Source organism: Citrobacter sp. Cpo045, from assembly GCF_030332875.1.
Classification (GTDB): domain Bacteria; phylum Pseudomonadota; class Gammaproteobacteria; order Enterobacterales; family Enterobacteriaceae; genus Citrobacter; species Citrobacter portucalensis.
The window spans coordinates 306,608-325,967 of the sequence record NZ_JAOWGZ010000096.1; the positions used below are offsets into that span (position 1 = coordinate 306,608).

Sequence of the window (19,360 nt, forward strand, 5' to 3'; positions counted from 1 at the left end):
CGACGTAACCGAGGAAATCATGAAACTTCTGTCTTATGCAATGCTGGCCCTGCTGTTTGTTGTTTCGGGCCAGAGCATGGCGGAACAGACCGCGCAACCTGCCACCCAGAACAGTCGCGACGCGATGATTATGCCCCCTGCGCACGATCAGTCCCCGTTCGATTTTAATCATATGGGTGCAGGCAGCGACAAGTCCGACGAATTAGGTGTGCCTTATTACAATATGCGCAACCTGTAATTATATTGCCCCGCCACTGCGGGGCTTTTTTAGCCCCTCACCGACGCAACCTTACGCAACCGAAAGCCAAACACATTGATATACAACCCTGCCATGATCAGTAGCGCACCGAGCAGTTGCAATCCGGTCAGCGTTTCATCCAGCAGCACGACCGCACTCGCCAGTCCAACGACCGGCACCAGCAGCGACAACGGCGCGACACGCCAGGTTTCATAGCGTCCGAGTAACGAACCCCAGATACCGTAACCCACAATGGTCGCCACAAACGCCAGATAAACCAGTGAAAGAATGGTGGTCATATCTATCTCCACCAGACTGTGGGTCATTTGCGTTGGACCATCCAGAAGCCATGATGCCAGGAAGAACGGAACAATGGGAATTAACGCGCTCCATACCACCAACGACATAACGGCCGGACGCGATGTATGCTGCATGATTTTTTTGTTAAAGATATTACCGCAGGCCCAGCTTAGCGCCGCCGCCAGCGTCAGCATAAAACCGAGCATGCCAACATGCTGACCATTCAGACTGGCCTCAATCAGCACCAGCACGCCAAATACCGCCAGCGCAATCCCAACCAATTGTTTACCCTGCAGGCGCTCACCGAAAGCAAATGCGCCCAGAACAATGGTAAAAAACGCCTGAGCCTGCAATACCAGAGAAGCTAACCCTGCAGGCATGCCGAATTTGATAGCGCTAAAGAGAAATGCGAACTGCCCAAAACTGATGGTCAGGCCATAGCCGAGCAATAACGAAAGTGGGATTTTCGGCCTGGCAACAAAGAGTATTGCCGGAAACGCCACCAGTAAAAAACGTAATCCCGCCAACATTAGCGGTGGCATATTGTGCAGACCCACTTTAATAACGACAAAGTTCAGTCCCCAAACCACGACAACCAGTAACGCTAACAACCCGTCTTTACGCGACATACCACCGCCCCTGCAAATATTAAATTTTTGTAAACAAGTTAAAGTAACGGAAATCGTTGTGCCGTAACAGATCATTATTTCAGGTAGGCCACGCAAGGCATTTTCGGACAACTTATTGAGTGTACATCACAGTTTTGGCATGCTATTTGTTTCTTATATCTAAAAAAAACATAACAACAGCATTGTCGGGCAGGCAAATGAATATCTCCTTGAGAAGGTCCACTCTCGCGTTACTCGCGTCATCATTATTATTAACAATTGGCCGTGGCGCCACTCTGCCATTTATGACGATTTACCTCAGTCGGCAGTATCATCTGAGCGTTGACCTGATCGGCTATGCGATGACGGTCGCGCTGACCATTGGCGTGGTGTTCAGCCTTGGCTTTGGTATTCTGGCCGACAAGTTCGATAAAAAACGCTATATGCTGCTGGCAATTTGTGGCTTTGCTTCTGGCTTTATTGCAATCCCGCTGGTGCATAACGTGGTGGTAGTGGTTTTACTCTTTGCCCTGATCAACTGTGCCTACTCCGTCTTCGCCACGGTGCTGAAGGCCTGGTTTGCCGATAATCTGTCTGCCACCAACAAGACTAAAATTTTCTCGCTTAACTATACCGTGCTGAATATTGGCTGGACCGTTGGTCCACCGCTGGGCACTCTACTGGTGATGCAAAGCATTAACCTGCCATTCTGGCTGGCTGCCGCCTGTTCAGCATTGCCACTGGTGTTTATCCAGACCTGGGTAAAACGTTCGACAGCACCATCAGAAGGTTTAAACGCCGCGGTGTGGTCCCCTTCGGTACTCCTGCGCGACCGGGCATTATTTTGGTTTACGTTATCGGCCTTTCTGGCATCGTTTGTTGGCGGTGCTTTTGCGTCCTGTATTTCGCAATACGTTATGGTGGTAGCGGATGGCGATTTTGCCGAGAAAGTGGTAGCAGTCGTCCTGCCCGTTAACGCCGCCATTGTAGTATCACTGCAATACGCACTTGGCCGCAGGCTCACCGCCACGAATATCCGCCCGTTGATGACAGTGGGTACAGTCTTCTTTGTCGTTGGCCTGGTCGGTTTCGCTTTCTCCGGCAACAGCCTGTTGTTATGGGGAATTTCTGCTGCCTTTTTCACTATCGGCGAAGTCATTTACGCGCCGGGTGAATACATGCTTATCGACAACATCGCGCCAGCAGGCATGAAAGCCAGCTATTTTTCCGCCCAGTCGTTGGGCTGGCTTGGCGCAGCGGTTAACCCATTAGTCAGCGGCGTCATTTTAACCACATTGCCGCCATGGTCGCTGTTTGTCGCGCTGATAGTGGCGATCGTTCTTGCCTGGGCGCTCATGATAAAAGGCATGCGCGCCAAGCCCTGGGGGCAGACGGTGGTCTGCTGATGAGTATAGCGACAGAGCCGAAGCCGCTCTGTCGCATACCTCAGATTGCAACCAGTCCCCGAACGCCCTCGGCCTCCATATTTTTACCATCGCCGCTTTGAATAATGCTGCCCCGCGACATGAGCAGGTATTTGTCGGCCAGCTGCTGCGCAAAATCGTAGAATTGCTCCACCAGCAATATAGCCATATCCCCCCGATGCGCCAGTTGAGAAATCACCTGACCAATCTCTTTAATCACCGACGGCTGGATCCCTTCCGTTGGCTCATCAAGAATCAACAACTGTGGGCGACTTGCCAGCGCTCGTCCAATGGCCAGTTGCTGCTGTTGCCCGCCGGACAAATCTCCGCCACGCCGATGCTTCATCTCCTGTAAAACCGGAAAGAGCGCGTAAATATCATCCGGCACATGCCTGGCCTCCGGTGCTGAAAAACGGGAAAGACCGAGCAGCAGATTCTCTTCGACCGTCAAACGCGGAAAAATATCACGCCCCTGTGGGACATACGCCACACCGGCCCTGACCCGCTGATGCGGCTTCCAGTGAGTGACATTTTTATCCTGCCAGAGCACGCTTCCGCTACGGGCCGGAATAAGTCCCATCAGACACTTTAGTAGTGTTGTTTTCCCCACGCCGTTACGCCCCAGCAGGCATGTCACCTCACCGATACGCGCTTCAAAGCTCACCCCGCGCAGAATATGGCTGCCACCATAATATTGATTCAGTTCTTTCACCTGCAGCATATGAACTCCTTAACGCCCGAGATAAACTTCAATAACCTGCTCGTTGGCCTGCACATCGCGAAGACTCCCCTGAGCGAGGACACGTCCCTGATGTAATACTGTGACGCGATCGGCAATGGTTTCAACAAATCCCATATCGTGCTCAACAACCATCAGAGAGTGCTTACCGGCAAGCTGGCGAAACAGCTCCGCCGTGTATTCCGTTTCCGCATCCGTCATCCCCGCCGCGGGTTCATCCAGTAGCAGTAAATGCGGCTCCTGCACCAGCAGCATGCCAATTTCGAGAAACTGTTTTTGCCCATGCGAAAGCAGACCGGCGCGGCGGGCCCGCTCATTACCCAGCCGCAACAGCGCCAATACTTCGTCAATACGATCCCGTTGTTCGCCTGAGAGTCGTGCCCGTAGAGCCCCCCAGACAGATTTATCATTTTTCAGCGCCAGCTCCAGGTTCTCTTCCACCGTTAATGCTTCAAATACCGTGGGCTTTTGAAATTTCCGTCCAATCCCCTGACGCGCGATGGCAATGGGATCGAGCGTTGTTAAATCGGTCGACTGATCGTATATCGCACGACCACTTTGCGGTCTGGTTTTACCGGTTATGACATCCATTAACGTCGTCTTCCCGGCGCCGTTAGGGCCAATAATACAGCGCAGCTCCCCGACGCCAATATTGAGCGAGAGATCCGTTAACGCCTGGAATCCGTCGAAATTAACGTTAATTTTTTCCAGTTGGAGCACTGGGTCCGTTTGTTCGCGAAACCGATCGCCAGGCATCTGGCGAGTAAAAAGTCCTTCATCCGGCTGCATTATTTGTCTCCTTTGCGAAACAGGCCAATCACACCACGGGGTAAAAAAAGCGTAACGCCAATAAAGATCAGGCCAAGAAACAACTGCCAGTATTCCGGCATAATGACGGTAAACAGGCTTTTAGCACCGTTCACCAGTACAGCGCCAAATACCGGGCCGATCAGGGTTCCACGTCCGCCGAGAGCAACCCAAATCGCCGCTTCAATCGAGTTGGTCGGCGACATTTCGCTGGGGTTGATAATCCCTACCTGCGGGACATAAAGCGCCCCGGCCAGGCCGCACAGTACAGCGGAAAGCGTCCACACCAGTAACTTGAAACCTTTCGGATCGTAACCACAGAACATCAAACGGTTCTCGGCATCGCGTACGGCGGTCAGAATACGCCCAAACTTACTGCGGGCCAGCGCAAGTCCCAGCCATATTGCCAGCACCAGTAGCATTACCGTCGCCAGAAACAGCGCGATCCTGGTGGACGTCGCGGTCACCGGAAACCCCAGAATGGTGGTAAAACCGGTAAAACCGTTATTTCCGCCAAAGCCGGTTTCATTGCGGAAAAACAGCAGCATTCCGGCGAAAGTCAGGGCCTGGGTCATGATGGAGAAATAGACACCTTTGATTTTTGAACGGAAGGCAAACCAACCAAATACCAGCGCCAGCAGGCCCGGCACCAGAACAACCAGCAGCATCGCCCAGAGAAAATGTTGCGTCCCCCACCAAAACCAGGGCAGCTCGCTCCACGACAGGAACGACATAAAGGCCGGTAATCCTTCGCCGGAAGCCTGGCGCATCAGGTACATTCCCATCGCATAGCCCCCCAGCGCGAAGAAGATACCGTGTCCCAGCGAGAGCATTCCGGCATAACCCCACACCAGATCCAGCGCAACGGCCACAATGGCATAGCAGAGAATTTTCCCGGCCAGCGTCAACGTCCACACCGATATGGCCAGCGGATGCTCCGCAGGTAACAGCGCAAGAAACGGCAGAATAATCAACGCCAGCAGTAAGCACAGACCCAGCACGCGTGTTGTACGCGGCGCTTTACGCGCCAGCGTTATTGTCATTGGCATCGTCATCAGTCAATAACCCTCCCTTTCAGCGCGAACAGTCCTTGAGGTCGTTTCTGAATAAACAGAATGATCGACACCAGGATCATGATTTTGCCAAGAACCGCCCCCACCTGAGGCTCCAGAATTTTATTGAAGATCCCCAGCCCAAATGCCGCAGCCACGCTCCCGGCAAGCTGTCCAACGCCGCCCAGTACCACCACCAAAAACGAATCGATAATGTAGCTTTGCCCCAGCTCCGGCCCTACGTTACCTAGTTGCGAGAGCGCCACACCTCCCAGTCCGGCAATTCCTGAACCAAGGCCAAAGGCCAGCATATCGACTCGTCCGGTAGGTACGCCGCAGCAGGCCGCCATATTGCGATTTTGCGTCACGGCACGCACGCGCAGCCCGAGGCGCGTTTTATTCAACAGCATCCAGGTGAAGAACAGCACCAGCATGGCAAAGCCAAGCACCACTATTCGGTTCCACGGCAATATCAGATTGGCATAAACCTGAATGCCGCCGGAAAGCCATGCCGGATTGGCGACTTCCAGGTTTTGCGCGCCGAAAGTCATACGCACCAACTGGATGAGCATCAGGCTGATACCCCAGGTCGCCAGTAGCGTTTCAAGCGGGCGGCCATATAAATGGCGTATCACCCCACGCTCGAGCAGCATTCCTACTGCCGCAGTCAGCAAAAAGGCGACCGGAAGTGCAATAACCGGATACCAGGCTAACCCGTGCGGGAAAAACTGCCCCATCAACTGTTGCACCATCCAGGTACAGTACGCCCCGAGCATTAACATCTCGCCATGCGCCATATTGATGACGCCGAGTAATCCATAGGTGATGGCCAGACCCAATGCCGCAAGCAGCAAAATAGAACCCAGTGACAGTCCCATGAAAGCCTGCCCAAGAAGATCCCCAACCTTCATGCGATGCGAGATGGAATTCAGACTTTCGTCAGCGGCAGCACGCACTCGGGCATCGGGTTCATGTTCAGCCCGGGTGAATGGCTGCAGGCGCGCCTGAGTTTCAGGATCATTTGACGCCCCTAATAGTTCGATTGCCTGAAGCCTGACCTCCGGCGAGGTGCTGCTCAGTTGCAGATTTGCCAGTGCAATAGCGAGTGCGGATTTCACATCACCATCTGACTCCTGAGCCAGTCGTTGCTGTAAAAACGGCAGCATGCCCGGCTGCGCCTCACGCTGTAATGTACGAGCTGCCTTTACCCTTACCGTGACACTGTCACTTAAGAGCTGATGGACAGCCAACGCTCCGGCTACCAGATTACGCAGGCGGTTAGTCAGGCGAATTTTTTTTAGCTCGCCGTTTGGGGCTGTCGCTGTTCCTAACGGCTGTACGTGCGAGCCGTTCATGATGAAGGCATTTTTCGTGTTATCGGTCAGCAGGTTCTCATCTCGCAGCGCGCTGAGCAGCGGGATGCGCTGAACGTCGGGATTCACCGCCCATTGTTCAAGCAAGGCGGCCTGCTGAGCACGGTTGGCGGCGGTAAAGGTATCAGCATCTGCGGCCTGGGCTATCCACGGCAAAAACCACATCAGCAACAACACACCACGAATAAAGCGCATAGCTTTCATGAGCGTTCTCCAAAGCATTACCCTCCCGCAGGAGGGCGTTAGATCAGTTGCTGGCGGTTTTCACAGGCTGTTCAGATTTTTTATCATTACCAGCGATGTACGGACTCCACGGCTGGGCGCGGACTGGCTCGTCGGTTTGCCACACCACGTTAAACTGGCCGTTGCCTTCAATCTCGCCAATCATGACGGGTTTATGCAGGTGATGGTTGGTCTCATCCATGGTCAGGGTAAAACCTGATGGCGCAGCGAAGGATTGCCCCGCCATAGCAGCACGAACTTTATCCACATCGGTGGTTCCGGCTTTTTCTACCGCCTGCGCCCACATGTGCAGGCCAACATATGTGGCTTCCATTGGGTCGTTCGTCACCACCGAATCAGCATTCGGTAATTTGTGCGCTTTGGCATACGCCCGGTAATCCGCGACAAACTTCTTGTTGGCCGCATTATCGACGGACTCAAAGTAGTTCCAGGCGGCAAGGTTGCCCACCAGCGGTTTGGTATCAATACCGCGTAGCTCCTCCTCACCCACGGAAAAAGCCACCACCGGTACATCGGTGGCTTTCAGCCCCTGATTCGCTAACTCTTTATAGAACGGTACGTTAGAATCCCCATTGATGGTTGATACCACCGCCGTTTTTCCCCCTGTGGCGAATTTTTTAATACTGGCGACAATGGTCTGGTAATCGCTGTGTCCGAATGGGGTGTACACCTCTTCGATGTCTTTATCGGCGACCCCTTTTGAGTGCAAAAAGGCGCGTAAAATTTTGTTGGTCGTGCGTGGATAAACATAATCCGTGCCCAGCAGGAAGAAGCGTTTCGCGCTACCGCCGTCCTCACTCATCAGATACTCAACCGCAGGGATCGCCTGCTGATTGGGGGCTGCGCCGGTATAGAAGACGTTAGGCGACATCTCCTCTCCTTCATATTGCACCGGGTAAAACAGCAGACCGTTTAACTCTTCAAATACCGGTAGAACCGATTTACGCGAAACCGATGTCCAGCAGCCGAAAACTGCCGCCACCTTGTCCTGACTCAGCAGTTGTCTTGCTTTTTCAGCAAATAACGGCCAGTTCGAGGCCGGGTCAACCACCACCGGTTCCAGCTTTTTACCCAACACACCGCCCTGAGCATTTATTTCATCGATGGTCATCAACGCCACATCTTTTAGCGGCGTTTCGGATATGGCCATCGTGCCGGATAACGAATGCATGATGCCAACCTTAATGGTGTCGGCTGCCTGAACGCTAAAACTCACGCCCATTGCGACAACAGAGGCAGAAAGTGCAAAAGCTTTTAAAAATGTACGACGCTGCATAGTTTCACTCCTGAAATTAGACTTGCTGAAAGCTCCGGTGCAGCCGGACAGACAAAACGGTGCAAATTAAGGGTGTTCAGAAGTGATAAGGCAAAAACGATGCCAGATATTAAAACCTCATATAAAATCAACAAATTAGCATCTCGCGCACATAGTTCAGTATTACATTTTCCCGCCAAAAGGATTAATCAAACGAAAAATTGAACCACCATGAGACAACTCTGCATTATAAACGTGCAACAATCTGTATCAGCAGCACACCGTCATAACAGCGTCTCAGGGTTTAAAAACAGGGTTATTTGTGCGCAGATAAATGTGTCTCGTCACTATTATTTATTTTATTCGACGTGATCATGTCAAAAATTTACTTTTCAGTCGAAATAATCACACAGTTCAGCCTTTGTTTAAGATTGAATTGCTACTATAGTCATAAGCGAGGTGAACTTAAGGTAAGAGAGGAAACTCACAGATAAAGGAGCATTTACTATGCTGGGTAATATGAATATTTTTATGGCTGTTCTGGGAATTATTTTATTTTCCGGTTTCCTGGCCGCGTATTTTAGCCACAGATGGGATGATTGATGAACGGAGATAGTCCTGCACCGACCCGGCCCCTTGTAGCGTAACTGCACAAGGGGCCATTTTTTTACCTGAATCGCACTCGCTGTGCCTTTTTCTTGATTTACAGATAAAAAAAACCGCCGGATAAACCAGCGGTAAATGCTTGCATGGATAGATTTGTGTTTTGCTTTTATACGCTATCTGGCAATTCCCTGCGAAGATAACGGATAGTCAGCTAACCTATCACCGACAACCCCAATGAAAGTTAAACGAAACGCAACTACCTCAAAGCGTTTTTCGAAAACTCACGCACTGAGGGGATACGAGGTTCCGTCATTGGTGTCCACCAACGCAATTTGCTCATTTTCATCCATAAACATGCAGCGATTCCTGCCGGTCTGTTTCCCCTGATACATCGCCCTGTCGGCCCGACCAAGCGCGGTATCCAGCGTTTCACCCTGTTGAACCCGGGTTATGCCTGCCGTCACCGTGATACCGATCTCTCCCTCAGCGTAGGGAATTTTTTTCTGACCAATCAGACGACAAAGTCGCAAACCCGCCTGGCATGCCTGCTCGTCCGTTTTTGTCCTGATGATGATAATGAACTCTTCTCCACCGTAGCGGTACGCCGCCTCATCATATCGCGTCCATGACAATAAATTTGATGCCAGAGCCCGCAATACCACGTCACCAACCAAATGGCCGTAGGTATCGTTAACGTATTTAAAACGATCGATATCTAACAACAATATATAAAGATTAAGCGGTTCGGCATCGAGCAACTGCCGATCAAAAGACTCATCGAGCATTCTTCTGCCAGGTAAACCTGTTAATGCGTCGATATTACTGCGGATACTCAATAAATATATTTTGTAGTCCATTACAGATGAGGTAAATGCCAGCAGCGCGTCCTGGAAACTGTCGAAATGCCATGAATGGCTACGATTCTCCACGATAGCCATTAGCAATTTCTTGCCTGATAAATGCATCTTTTCGTGGGTGGCGCTTATCTTGCTTACGTAACTACAATCATCCTCATTGTACCGTGATTGATTATTAAGCCACTGTCCAAATCGACAAGCAAAATGCGAGTTTTCACCCATAATATCTGGCTGCGTAACATCTGAAGACACCACGCAGCGGAACATTGTCACTAACCATTTGTAGTGGGCATCAATGGACTTGTTCAACTCAATCAAAATTGCATCTATTTCCTTCGTATTTCTCATCATCACGTTCTCCCTCCCTGTTCGAGCGTTTCTGATGGAATTATCTTAACGATAAAAAAGAAAATTTATGTAAATTTTTTAATAGTAATTAATAAATCGTAATTAACAGGATATTACGCTATACCATCTGGTGTGGCATAGCGTTGTCACTAAAGCGGTCAAACCAATAACGGTTCATTCAGCATTTCATTAAGCCCAATCACCTCTAATTGATCGGATGTGTAGGTTTTGTCGCCTCTGGCATATTGATACGCAGAACCATGGGAAAACCCGGATTCACGCGCTTCCTTATACCGTGCGATGATTTCAGCATTTGAGCGTGAAACATGTGGCGTAAACGGAGTGACGCTGGATTGCACAATTGTACTATCTGCACATCCGGACATAACAAGCACAGCTATTAGAACCCCTATTTTCATTAACAATTACCTGAGAAACCTGCCCGTACATGAACGCTAATCTTATCAAACATCCAAAGGCATCATCATTATTAAACTAGCATTCCTGAATATATTTCATCATCATTTGTTGATAACCATTATTGTCAACTTTCATATAAAACCCTAAAAATTGCCATCTTTAAAAATAATAAAAAACCGGGCATCACGCCCGGCTCAATATTCTGGCTAATAATCTCTTAGACGCTCAAACCACGATGTTCCAGCATTGGCTCCATTTTTGGAGCACGCCCGCTCCATTGGCGATAAAGTTCAGTTAAATCAGTACCGTTACCGCGGGACAAAATCGCTTCACGGAACTTTTGCCCGTTTTCACGAGTTAATCCGCCCTGCTCTACAAACCACTGATAGCCGTCATCGGCCAGCATTTGCGTCCACAAATAGGCGTAATAACCTGCGGCATAACCGCCGCCGAAGATATGGGCAAAATAGCTGCTGCGATAACGAGGCGGCACAGCCTTGAGATCCAAACCTTCAGCCGCCAGCGCCTGCTGTTCAAATTGATCGACCGAAAGAGATAACGCGCTCTTTTCCAGACTGTGCCAACGCATATCCAACAATGCGGCACTGAGCAGTTCGGTCATGTCGTAACCTTTGTTAAACAGGCTGGCCCGCTGCATCTTATCCCGCAACGCCTGTGGCATTTGCTCCCCGGTATCAACATGACGAGCAAAACGAGCAAAGACCTGCGAATGACTCGCCCAGTGTTCGTTGATCTGCGAAGGAAACTCAACAAAATCACGCGGAGTGTTGGTCCCTGAAAGCGTGGCATAACGCTGAGTGGCGAACAGGCCGTGCAACGTGTGCCCAAACTCATGAAATAACGTAATAACATCATCCCACAATAACAATGCAGGCTGACCCTTTGCCGGTTTTTGATAATTACACACGTTGTAAATAACCGGCCGGGTTTCATTGAGTTGCGATTGCTCAACAAAATTGCCCATCCAGGCACCACCGCTTTTCGATTCCCGGGCAAAGAAATCGCCGTAAAATAACGCCAGCCCTACGCCATCGTGATCGAATATTTCCCATACCCTAACATCCGGGTGATAAACAGGAATGTCGAACCGTTCTATAAATTTTATGCCAAAGAGTTGATTAGCTGTCCAGAAAACGCCCTCGTTCAGCACCGTATCAAGGGCAAAGTAAGGTTTGAGCTGCGCCTCATCAAGTGCATATTTTTCACGACGAACCTGCTCGGCATAAAATGTCCAGTCCCAGGCCTCGACGTTAAATTGCCCCTGTTCGTGATTGATAACATTCTGGATTTCGGCCTGTTCATCCAATGCCCTGGCTCGCGCAGCGGGAACAATCGCCCGCATGAAATTGAGTGCCGCTTCCGGTGTTTTTGCCATCTGATCGGCAATTTTCCATGCAGCGTAATTGGCAAAACCGAGTAGTTTCGCCTGCTGCATCCGGATCTCGACCAGTCGCTGAATAATCGCCCGAGTATCGTTAGCGTCATTGTTTTCTGCTCTCGCCCATGCGCGGTTGAACAGATTCTCACGGGTCTGGCGATCGCGTAACGCCGCAAGCGCCGGTTGCTGAGTCGTGTTCAATAGCGGGATAACCCAACGCGCTTCAAGCCCTTTCTCCTTTGCAGCTTCGGCGGCAACAGCAATTTCCTCTGCGCTGAGTCCGTCCAGGTAACGTGCATCATCCACCACCAGAGCACCGGACTTGTTCGCCGCCAGCAGACGTTGATTAAACTGGCTGGTCAATGTGGCGGACTCTGTATTGAGCGCTTTAAGGTTCGCTTTATCGACCTCATTCAAACGCGCGCCGGCTAATACAAAACGCTGGTGGATGACCTCCAGCAAGCGTAATGATTCGCTATCCAACCCCAGCGAACCTCGCTGTTGCCAGACCGCTTCAACGCGCGAAAAAAGCGCGCCATTGAGATAAATATCATTGGCAAGGTTCGCCAGTTCTGCGGAAAATTCTTCGTCAAGGCGCTGTAGTTCATCGTTGGTGTGCGCCGCCGTCATCGCGAAGAAAACGCTGATTACGCGTGTCAGCAAAGCGCCGCTTTGTTCAAGCGCCAGCAACGTATTGGCAAAATCAGGGGCCTGCGGGTTTTGCACAATCGCCTCGATCTCTGCACGTTTTCGCCGCACGCCTTCATCGAACGCTGGGCGATAGTGCTGCACCTCTATCTGATCAAACTGCGGTGCCTGGTACGGCAACGTGCTGTGACGTAAAAAAGGATTCGTTAACGACATCTTTCACTCCTGAAAACGATTTGTTTACCAGAGTAGACTTCCCAGGAATCAACCGCAATCGCGTTACGCAGGAATAGCTCTGAACGGAAATGACGTGCTATGGTAGTACGACATAAAAAGCGTTGAGGAACAGTGAGATGATCGTTTTAGTAACCGGAGCAACCGCAGGTTTTGGTGAGTGCATTACGCGTCGTTTTATTGAGAATGGGCATAAAGTTATTGCCACCGGACGCCGCCAGGAGCGCCTGCAGGAACTGAAAGAGGAATTGGGTGACCGCCTCTATACCGCGCAACTGGACGTACGTAATCGTGCATCGATTGAAGAGATGATGGACGCCCTTCCTGCTGAATGGCGCAATATTGATGTTCTGGTCAACAACGCGGGTCTGGCGCTGGGCCTTGAGCCTGCTCACAAGGCCAGCATTGAAGACTGGGAGAATATGATCGACACCAACAACAAGGGGCTGGTTTATATGACCCGTGCCGTTCTGCCTGGCATGGTTGAACGCAACCGCGGTCATATTATCAATATCGGTTCTACCGCGGGCAGCTGGCCATACGCTGGCGGTAACGTCTACGGTGCGACCAAAGCGTTTGTTCGCCAGTTTAGCCTGAATTTACGTACTGATTTACACGGCACTGCAATTCGCGTTACCGACATCGAGCCGGGTCTGGTTGGCGGTACGGAGTTCTCTAATGTCCGTTTTAAAGGTGATGACGCCAAAGCTGAAAAAGCCTACGAAAATACCACGGCGCTGACTCCGCAAGATGTTACAGAAGCGGTATGGTGGGTGGCTTCTTTACCGGCTCATGTCAATATCAACACCCTTGAAATGATGCCTGTCACACAGTCTTTTGCCGGGCTGAGTATCCACCGGAGCTAATTTCTCTGCCCGGCCTTGTGCCGGGTATAGATAGCCTGAAAGAAGTGATAAAATATCCGGGTTAACTCTCTAAAAAGTAAGAATGAATGACCGTAGAAACGCAGCTCAACCCTACACAGCCAGTAAATCAACAGATTTACCGTATTCTTCGCCGTGATATCGTGCATTGTCTGATTGCACCCGGTACACCGCTGTCGGAGAAAGAGGTTTCTGTACGCTTTAATGTGTCACGCCAGCCGGTACGAGAAGCATTCATCAAACTGGCCGAGAACGGTCTGATTCAGATCCGCCCGCAGCGTGGCAGCTACGTGAATAAAATTTCGCTGTCGCAAGTGCAAAACGGCTGTTTTGTTCGTCAGGCAATTGAATGTGCTGTGGTACGCCGCGCCGCATCGCTGATCAACGATCAACAGTGCTATCAGCTTGAACAGAATTTGCATCAGCAGCGCATCGCAATTGACCGAAAACAGATTAATGATTTCTTCCAGCTTGATGATGAGTTTCATCAGAAACTGGCTTTAATCGCCGAGTGCCAACTCGCCTGGGATACCGTTGAGAATATAAAGGCTACAATTGACCGCGTTCGTTATATGAGCCTGGATCATATTTCCCCGCCTGAGATGCTGCTACGCCAGCATCACGATATCTTTGCCGCCCTTGAGAAGCATGATGGCGATGCGGTCGAGCGCGCAATGATGCTCCATCTTCAGGAAATTGGTGAGTCCGTTCAGCTTATTCGCCAGGAAAATAGCGACTGGTTCAGCGAAGATTAATACTACGCTCACCTCACTCCGGGGTGAGTTTCTCCTGCGTTTTCCCCGCGCCCGCATAACTGCATAAAAAAAGCTGTGATTTTGATCGAAAACAAAAAAAATCATTAACGAGAAGCGTATTTATATTGCGCCCGTTACGTGGGACTAAAAGCCCACGGGCTTTGACGGTAAGTTGGAAAGGAGAAAACACCATGAAAACATACGATCGTAACCGTAACGCAATCACCACTGGCAGCCGCGTCATGATCAGCGACACCGGACTCACAGGCCGCATTACAGCAATAGATACCGATGGCCTGACCGCTGAGCAGATTCGCCGCGGGAAAACAGTGGAAATCGAAGGATGTGAAGGCAAATACGCCCCCCTCGAGCTGATTCGTTTAGGCATGAACTAATTGGTGTGAATGCCAGAAAACACAGCGCCATCTGGCCGTTGCAAGCCAGATGGCGACATAAAGCATAATCTTCGTTACTTCAGTTTTGCTGCATACTTCGCAACCGTCGCCTTCGCCCCTTCAGCCAGTAAAGTAAGATACGCTTGTGTGACCTGACGGTTGAACAGTTCAACCTGTGGCAGTTCACGGCCAAAAATAGCATCGATTGCCAGCAGCGCCTGAACGCGCTCTTCGCCCTCGTTGCTGCTACGCACCGCATTCTGGATCACCGGCAACAGTGGATCGCTAATTTCAATCGCCTGGCCCTGTTCATCCACACCACCGACGTAACGCATCCAACCAGCGACACCCAGTGCCAGCAGCGCAAAGTCACTACCGTGCACAATGTGCCAACGAATGGAATCAAGCATACGCTGCGGCAGTTTTTGGCTACCGTCCATGGCGATCTGCCAGGTACGATGACGCAGCGCCGGATTGCTGTAGCGTTCAATTAACAGATCGGCGTAGCGCTGTAGGTCAACACCTTTTACTTTCAGCGTAGGTGCTTGTTCCTGCAACATCAGCGCACGTGCAGCAAGACGATAGTGTTCATCGCCCATGCAATCGTTAATATGTTGATATCCCGCCAGATACCCAAGATACGCAAGGAAAGAGTGGCTGCCGTTGAGCATACGCAGTTTCATCTCTTCAAACGGAATGACATCAGCTACCAGTTCCGCCCCGGCCTTTTCCCATTCAGGACGGCCGGCAACAAAGTTATCTTCAATTACCCACTGACGGAACGGTTCGCATGCCACGCCTGCCGGGTCGCGTACACCGGTGATATGTTCAATTTTGTCCAGCGTCTCCTGCGTAACCGCCGGGACAATGCGGTCAACCATTGTTGATGGGAATGTCACATGTTTTTCGATCCACGCGGCCAGTTCCATATCCACCGCTCGGGCATATGCAGTGACAACATTGCGCATCACATGACCGTTTTCTGGCATGTTATCGCAGGACATCACGGTAAAGGCGGCTAAACCCGCAGCTTTGCGACGCGCCAGGGCTTCAACCACCACGCCCGGCGCAGTTTTAGGCTGTTTGGGGTTTTGCAGATCGGCTGCAATCATCGGGTTGTCTAACATCAGTTGGCCGGTCGCCGGAGAATGGCAGTATCCTTTCTCGGTGATGGTCAGGGAAACGATCGCAACCTGCGGTTCACACATCGCTGACAGTACGCTTTCCAGACCATCAACCTGCGCATGCAATGCATTTTTCACCACGCCCACGACTCTCGCAGTCCAGGCATCAGCAGACATCTCTGCAACGGTATACAGATTATCTTGCTGTTTCAGATCGAAAATCTGCTGCTCGCCGCCAATCAGGTTCACCTCGTAGTAGCCCCAGTCACTGCCGTGATCGGCGGCCAGAATGTCAGCGTAAACACCCTGATGTGCGCGGTGAAACGCGCCAAACCCCAGATGAACAATACGCGGAACCAGTTTTGTACGATCGTAGTCAGGAAGTGCAGCCTTTGCCGCTAAGAGCTTGTTTTGCATGGTATGGCCTACTTATAAATGAAATCAGGACTGTTCCAGAGTAACGCCTGTATGGTTGTATGTTTTGATTTGCATTAAGCTTTTTATGATTGGTATGACATCATTTGTTGAGTTATATACCAAAGTCAGTGAATTTGGCGGCATACTGCCGCCAAAGGATATTAATGTTTCTGCCACTGCTGGTATTCACGCTTAAGTCTTTGCGGAGCGGTTTCCGGCATCATCAACAAACCAATAATTGAGATAACTCCAAGTACAATCACATAGGTTGCAAGTCCATAGTAATGTCCACCTGTTACTTGCAGAATTTTTACTGCTACCAAGCCAAGAATGCCACTGCCTATTAGCGACCCCAGTTGCCAAATTAAAGCTATTCCGCTACAGCGAATATGAGTTGGGAAAAGCTCCGGAAAATAAGAAGCCTGAGGTGCATAACACATACTATGCCCAACACTCAGCACCAGGATCATTACTATTTGTGTAAGCCAAAAACTATCCTGATTAATCGCAAGGAAGAAAGGAATAATCATCACGACCTGCAGCAGCGCACCGATAATATAGACTGGTTTACGTCCAATTTTATCGCATAGCAACCCCATCAACGGTATTGCAATTATTTCTATTATGACCGCAACGATCATTGTCTCCATCAAAATATTAGCATCAAGATTGTTTGCCTTACCGTAAGCCAAAACAATCACTGTGAACATTGCAAATGTGCAAGCTTCAATCAGTTTCGCGCAGACCCCCTTGGCAACAATGCCAGGAAAATCGCGTATAACTTCAACTAATGGACGTGATTCTTCTGCTTTTGTCTCCCTAATCTGAGCAAAGACAGGTGATTCATCAATTTTTAAGCGGATAAACAGTCCAACAATAACCAGCAACAGACTCAACAGAAACGGTATACGCCACCCGTAATCCATCATTGCCTCTGGAGAAAGTGTGGCATTTAACAGCGCAAAGAGCGCTAACGGCAGGAGGAAACCAACCGGCGCACCGATTTGAACCCAACTGGAAAAAAATCCACGATGTTTGGGTTCAGAATATTCAGCCGTCATCAGTACTGCACCAGCTTGCTCACCTCCAACGCCAAATCCCTGTAATACACGAATAAAAATAAGTAAAGCTGGAGCCCAGACACCTATTTTCTCATATGTAGGTAATAACCCTATACAGAACGTCCCCAAACCAACAATTAATATAGTAATAACCAGTGCTTTTTTACGCCCAACCTTATCGCCAATATGCCCAAAGACGATTCCTCCTAATGGTCTTGCAAGGAAACCAACAGCATAGGTTGCAAAAGCAGCGAGAGTACTTATTAACGGATCGTCACTCGGGAAAAATAGATGACCAAAAAAGAGTACAGCTGCAGTCCCGTATGCAAAAAAATCATAATACTCAGCAGCAGTACCAATTGCGGATGCTGAAGCCACTCGACGAATAATAGGCTTATTATCTACGTTATTTTTAATATCGACTGAACTAACCATAAGTTTAACCTTCTGTAGGGTATTGGGTTAATCAACATCTTTCGTACGTAAAATTTATATTTACCAGTTCCACAGCGTGCCATCTTCCAGGCGAGCAACGGGCAGATATGCAGGGTCATACGGATATTTCGCCGCCAGTTTTTCGTCAAACTCGATCCCAAGACCAGGTTTGTCTCCTGGGTGCATATAGCCGTTATCAAAGGTCCAGTTATGTGGGAACACCTCCAGCATCTGCTCGGAATAGCCCATATATTCCTGTACGCCGAAGTTCGGTACCCACAGATCAAAATGCAGCGCGGCAGCCATGCACACAGGCGACAGATCGGAAGGTCCATGTGAACCGGTACGAACCTGATACAGCGACGCGAAATCAGCAATCCGGCGCATACCGGTGATACCACCCGCATGGGTGATGGTGGTGCGGATATAGTCGATCAGTTGTTCTTCAATAAGCTGTTTACAGTCCCAGATGCTGTTGAACACTTCCCCTACCGCAATCGGCGTGACGGTATGCTGGCGGATCAGGCGGAAGCACTCCTGGTTTTCAGCTGGCGTTGGGTCTTCCATCCAGAACAAACGGTACTGTTCAATGCTTTTGCCAAAACGGGCCGCTTCAATTGGCGTCAGACGGTGGTGCATGTCGTGCAGGAGATGTTCGTTAAAACCAAACTTGTCACGCACGGCAGCAAACAATTTTGGTGTGAAATCCAGGTATTTCTCCGTTGACCACAACTGCTCTTCCGGCCATTGCCCTTTGGTGGCGGGTTCGTAGGCCTGTCCTTTGCCTTTAGACATACCGTAAGTGGTTTTCATACCCGGCACGCCGCACTGCACGCGAATCGCTTTAAAGCCCATTTCTTTATGACGTGCATAATCTTCGAGTACGTCATCAACGGTATGGCCTGTGGTGTGGCAGTAGACCATAACCCCTTCACGAGAAGCACCGCCGAGCAACTGGTACAACGGCATATTCGCCGCTTTCGCTTTGATATCCCAGAGAGCCATATCCACCGCAGAAATCGCCGACATGGTGACCGGACCACGACGCCAGTAAGCGCCTTTGTAGAAAAACTGCCAGATGTCCTCAATACGATGCGCATCGCGACCAATAAGCTGCGGACACACGTGATCTTTCAGATAGGACGCCACGGACAGCTCGCGTCCATTTAACGTGGCATCTCCCAGCCCGGTGATCCCATCTTCTGTCGTAATTTTCAACGTTACAAAATTACGCCCAGGACAGGTGACAAACACTTCAGCCCCAACAATCTTCATTTCTTATTCCCTACATCTGTTCTTGTGATGCAGGAAATTTACTCAACTGAGCTACTACCATACAAGTATAAAGATCAAAAAAACGCTGTTTGATCACAAAAAAGGCGCTATGCGCGCCCCCATCCAGCCACAATGATCAGCATGCCGCACAACGCCACCAGCGCGCCAGACCAGTCATATAAACTGAGTTTTACACCATCGACAATACGTAGCCATAGCAGCGCGGTCACCACGTAAACACCGCCATAGGCTGCGTATACACGCCCGCTGGCTGCCGGATGCAGTGTCAGCAACCAGACGAATAAAGCCAGTGACACCCCGGCGGGTATCAGCAACCAGGCTGTAGCTCCTCGCTTAAGCCAAAGCCAGGGTAAAAAGCAGCCAATAATTTCGCATAACGCGGTGATGAAAAAAAGAAATGTGGTCTTAAGCATTGATGTTATTCAGTTACCTTCGGTTTAAC

Annotated in this window: 19 protein-coding genes; 6 read left to right on the forward strand and 13 right to left on the reverse strand. The window is 50.2% G+C overall.

The features are described from left to right. Nucleotides 1-19: 19 nt before the first annotated feature. Complete coding sequence (gene marB, locus OGY13_RS13070; protein ID WP_003832934.1) at nt 20-238, forward strand: multiple antibiotic resistance protein MarB; 219 nt, start codon at nt 20-22, stop codon at nt 236-238. Nucleotides 239-267: 29 nt separating this feature from the next. Here the strand turns inward: marB and eamA are convergent, their stop codons facing one another. Continuing rightward, nucleotides 268-1,167 (reverse strand): O-acetylserine/cysteine exporter, encoded by a 900-nt coding sequence (gene eamA / locus OGY13_RS13075; RefSeq protein WP_100272486.1) that lies wholly within the window; start codon nt 1,165-1,167, stop codon nt 268-270. Between the two features lie 197 nt (nt 1,168-1,364). Here eamA and ydeE point away from each other — a divergent pair, with 197 nt between their 5' ends. Beyond that, nucleotides 1,365-2,552 (forward strand): efflux MFS transporter YdeE, encoded by a 1,188-nt coding sequence (ydeE, locus tag OGY13_RS13080; RefSeq protein WP_032943415.1) that lies wholly within the window; start codon nt 1,365-1,367, stop codon nt 2,550-2,552. 40 nt (nt 2,553-2,592) lie between these two features. Here the strand turns inward: ydeE and urtE are convergent, their stop codons facing one another. From urtE to urtA, 5 genes are read right to left on the reverse strand one after another with little or no spacing between them, the layout of a single operon-like run. Next, complete coding sequence (gene urtE, locus OGY13_RS13085; RefSeq protein ID WP_048214207.1) at nt 2,593-3,291, reverse strand: urea ABC transporter ATP-binding subunit UrtE; 699 nt, start codon at nt 3,289-3,291, stop codon at nt 2,593-2,595. 9 nt (nt 3,292-3,300) lie between these two features. Continuing rightward, entirely contained in the window at nt 3,301-4,098 is a 798-nt protein-coding gene (gene urtD / locus OGY13_RS13090; RefSeq protein ID WP_008784743.1) for an urea ABC transporter ATP-binding protein UrtD, read from the reverse strand. Beyond that, nucleotides 4,098-5,171: an urea ABC transporter permease subunit UrtC gene (gene urtC / locus OGY13_RS13095; RefSeq protein WP_213752206.1), complete on the reverse strand. Its 1,074-nt coding sequence runs from the start codon at nt 5,169-5,171 to the stop codon at nt 4,098-4,100. The genes urtD and urtC overlap by 1 nt, the downstream gene beginning before the upstream one ends. Continuing rightward, the gene (gene urtB / locus OGY13_RS13100) at nt 5,171-6,745 is read right to left on the reverse strand and encodes an urea ABC transporter permease subunit UrtB (RefSeq protein WP_213752205.1); all 1,575 of its coding nucleotides are present in this window, start codon (nt 6,743-6,745) and stop codon (nt 5,171-5,173) included. Before urtB ends, urtC begins: the two co-directional genes overlap by 1 nt. A gap of 43 nt (nt 6,746-6,788) precedes the next feature. Beyond that, nucleotides 6,789-8,060, reverse strand: coding sequence for an urea ABC transporter substrate-binding protein (urtA, locus tag OGY13_RS13105; protein ID WP_213752204.1), 1,272 nt, complete (start codon nt 8,058-8,060; stop codon nt 6,789-6,791). A gap of 486 nt (nt 8,061-8,546) precedes the next feature. Between urtA and mgtS the strand changes: the two genes are divergently transcribed. Then, complete coding sequence (mgtS, locus tag OGY13_RS13110; protein WP_003032406.1) at nt 8,547-8,642, forward strand: protein MgtS; 96 nt, start codon at nt 8,547-8,549, stop codon at nt 8,640-8,642. Between the two features lie 284 nt (nt 8,643-8,926). Here mgtS and OGY13_RS13115 read toward each other — a convergent pair whose 3' ends face one another. The 3 genes from OGY13_RS13115 to dcp form a co-directional block, all read right to left on the reverse strand. Further along, nucleotides 8,927-9,853: a diguanylate cyclase gene (locus OGY13_RS13115; protein WP_008784739.1), complete on the reverse strand. Its 927-nt coding sequence runs from the start codon at nt 9,851-9,853 to the stop codon at nt 8,927-8,929. Nucleotides 9,854-10,008: 155 nt separating this feature from the next. Beyond that, the gene (locus OGY13_RS13120; RefSeq protein ID WP_020996405.1) at nt 10,009-10,269 is read right to left on the reverse strand and encodes a hypothetical protein; all 261 of its coding nucleotides are present in this window, start codon (nt 10,267-10,269) and stop codon (nt 10,009-10,011) included. 218 nt (nt 10,270-10,487) lie between these two features. Next, entirely contained in the window at nt 10,488-12,533 is a 2,046-nt protein-coding gene (gene dcp / locus OGY13_RS13125; RefSeq protein WP_213752203.1) for a peptidyl-dipeptidase Dcp, read from the reverse strand. A 137-nt stretch (nt 12,534-12,670) separates the two neighbouring features. On the opposite strand from dcp, the gene ydfG reads away from it, so the two are divergent. The 3 genes from ydfG to ydfZ all read left to right on the forward strand — a co-directional run bounded on the left by ydfG (nt 12,671) and on the right by ydfZ (nt 14,585). After that, nucleotides 12,671-13,417: a bifunctional NADP-dependent 3-hydroxy acid dehydrogenase/3-hydroxypropionate dehydrogenase YdfG gene (gene ydfG / locus OGY13_RS13130; RefSeq protein ID WP_020996406.1), complete on the forward strand. Its 747-nt coding sequence runs from the start codon at nt 12,671-12,673 to the stop codon at nt 13,415-13,417. 86 nt (nt 13,418-13,503) lie between these two features. Beyond that, on the forward strand, nt 13,504-14,190 hold the full coding sequence (locus tag OGY13_RS13135) for a GntR family transcriptional regulator (protein WP_003032396.1): 687 nt from the start codon (nt 13,504-13,506) through the stop codon (nt 14,188-14,190). Nucleotides 14,191-14,381: 191 nt separating this feature from the next. Further along, nucleotides 14,382-14,585, forward strand: a complete 204-nt coding sequence (gene ydfZ / locus OGY13_RS13140) for a putative selenium delivery protein YdfZ (RefSeq protein ID WP_003032393.1) — start codon at nt 14,382-14,384, stop codon at nt 14,583-14,585. Nucleotides 14,586-14,659: 74 nt separating this feature from the next. Here the strand turns inward: ydfZ and OGY13_RS13145 are convergent, their stop codons facing one another. The 4 genes from OGY13_RS13145 to OGY13_RS13160 all read right to left on the reverse strand — a co-directional run bounded on the left by OGY13_RS13145 (nt 14,660) and on the right by OGY13_RS13160 (nt 19,331). Next, on the reverse strand, nt 14,660-16,126 hold the full coding sequence (locus OGY13_RS13145) for a mannitol dehydrogenase family protein (RefSeq protein WP_167819924.1): 1,467 nt from the start codon (nt 16,124-16,126) through the stop codon (nt 14,660-14,662). Nucleotides 16,127-16,287: 161 nt separating this feature from the next. Further along, the gene (locus tag OGY13_RS13150; RefSeq protein ID WP_213752202.1) at nt 16,288-17,622 is read right to left on the reverse strand and encodes an MFS transporter; all 1,335 of its coding nucleotides are present in this window, start codon (nt 17,620-17,622) and stop codon (nt 16,288-16,290) included. A gap of 60 nt (nt 17,623-17,682) precedes the next feature. Beyond that, nucleotides 17,683-18,897, reverse strand: coding sequence for a starvation-sensing protein RspA (rspA, locus tag OGY13_RS13155; protein ID WP_043016367.1), 1,215 nt, complete (start codon nt 18,895-18,897; stop codon nt 17,683-17,685). Nucleotides 18,898-19,004: 107 nt separating this feature from the next. After that, nucleotides 19,005-19,331, reverse strand: coding sequence for a YnfA family protein (locus OGY13_RS13160; RefSeq protein ID WP_008784733.1), 327 nt, complete (start codon nt 19,329-19,331; stop codon nt 19,005-19,007). Nucleotides 19,332-19,360: the final 29 nt, after the last annotated feature.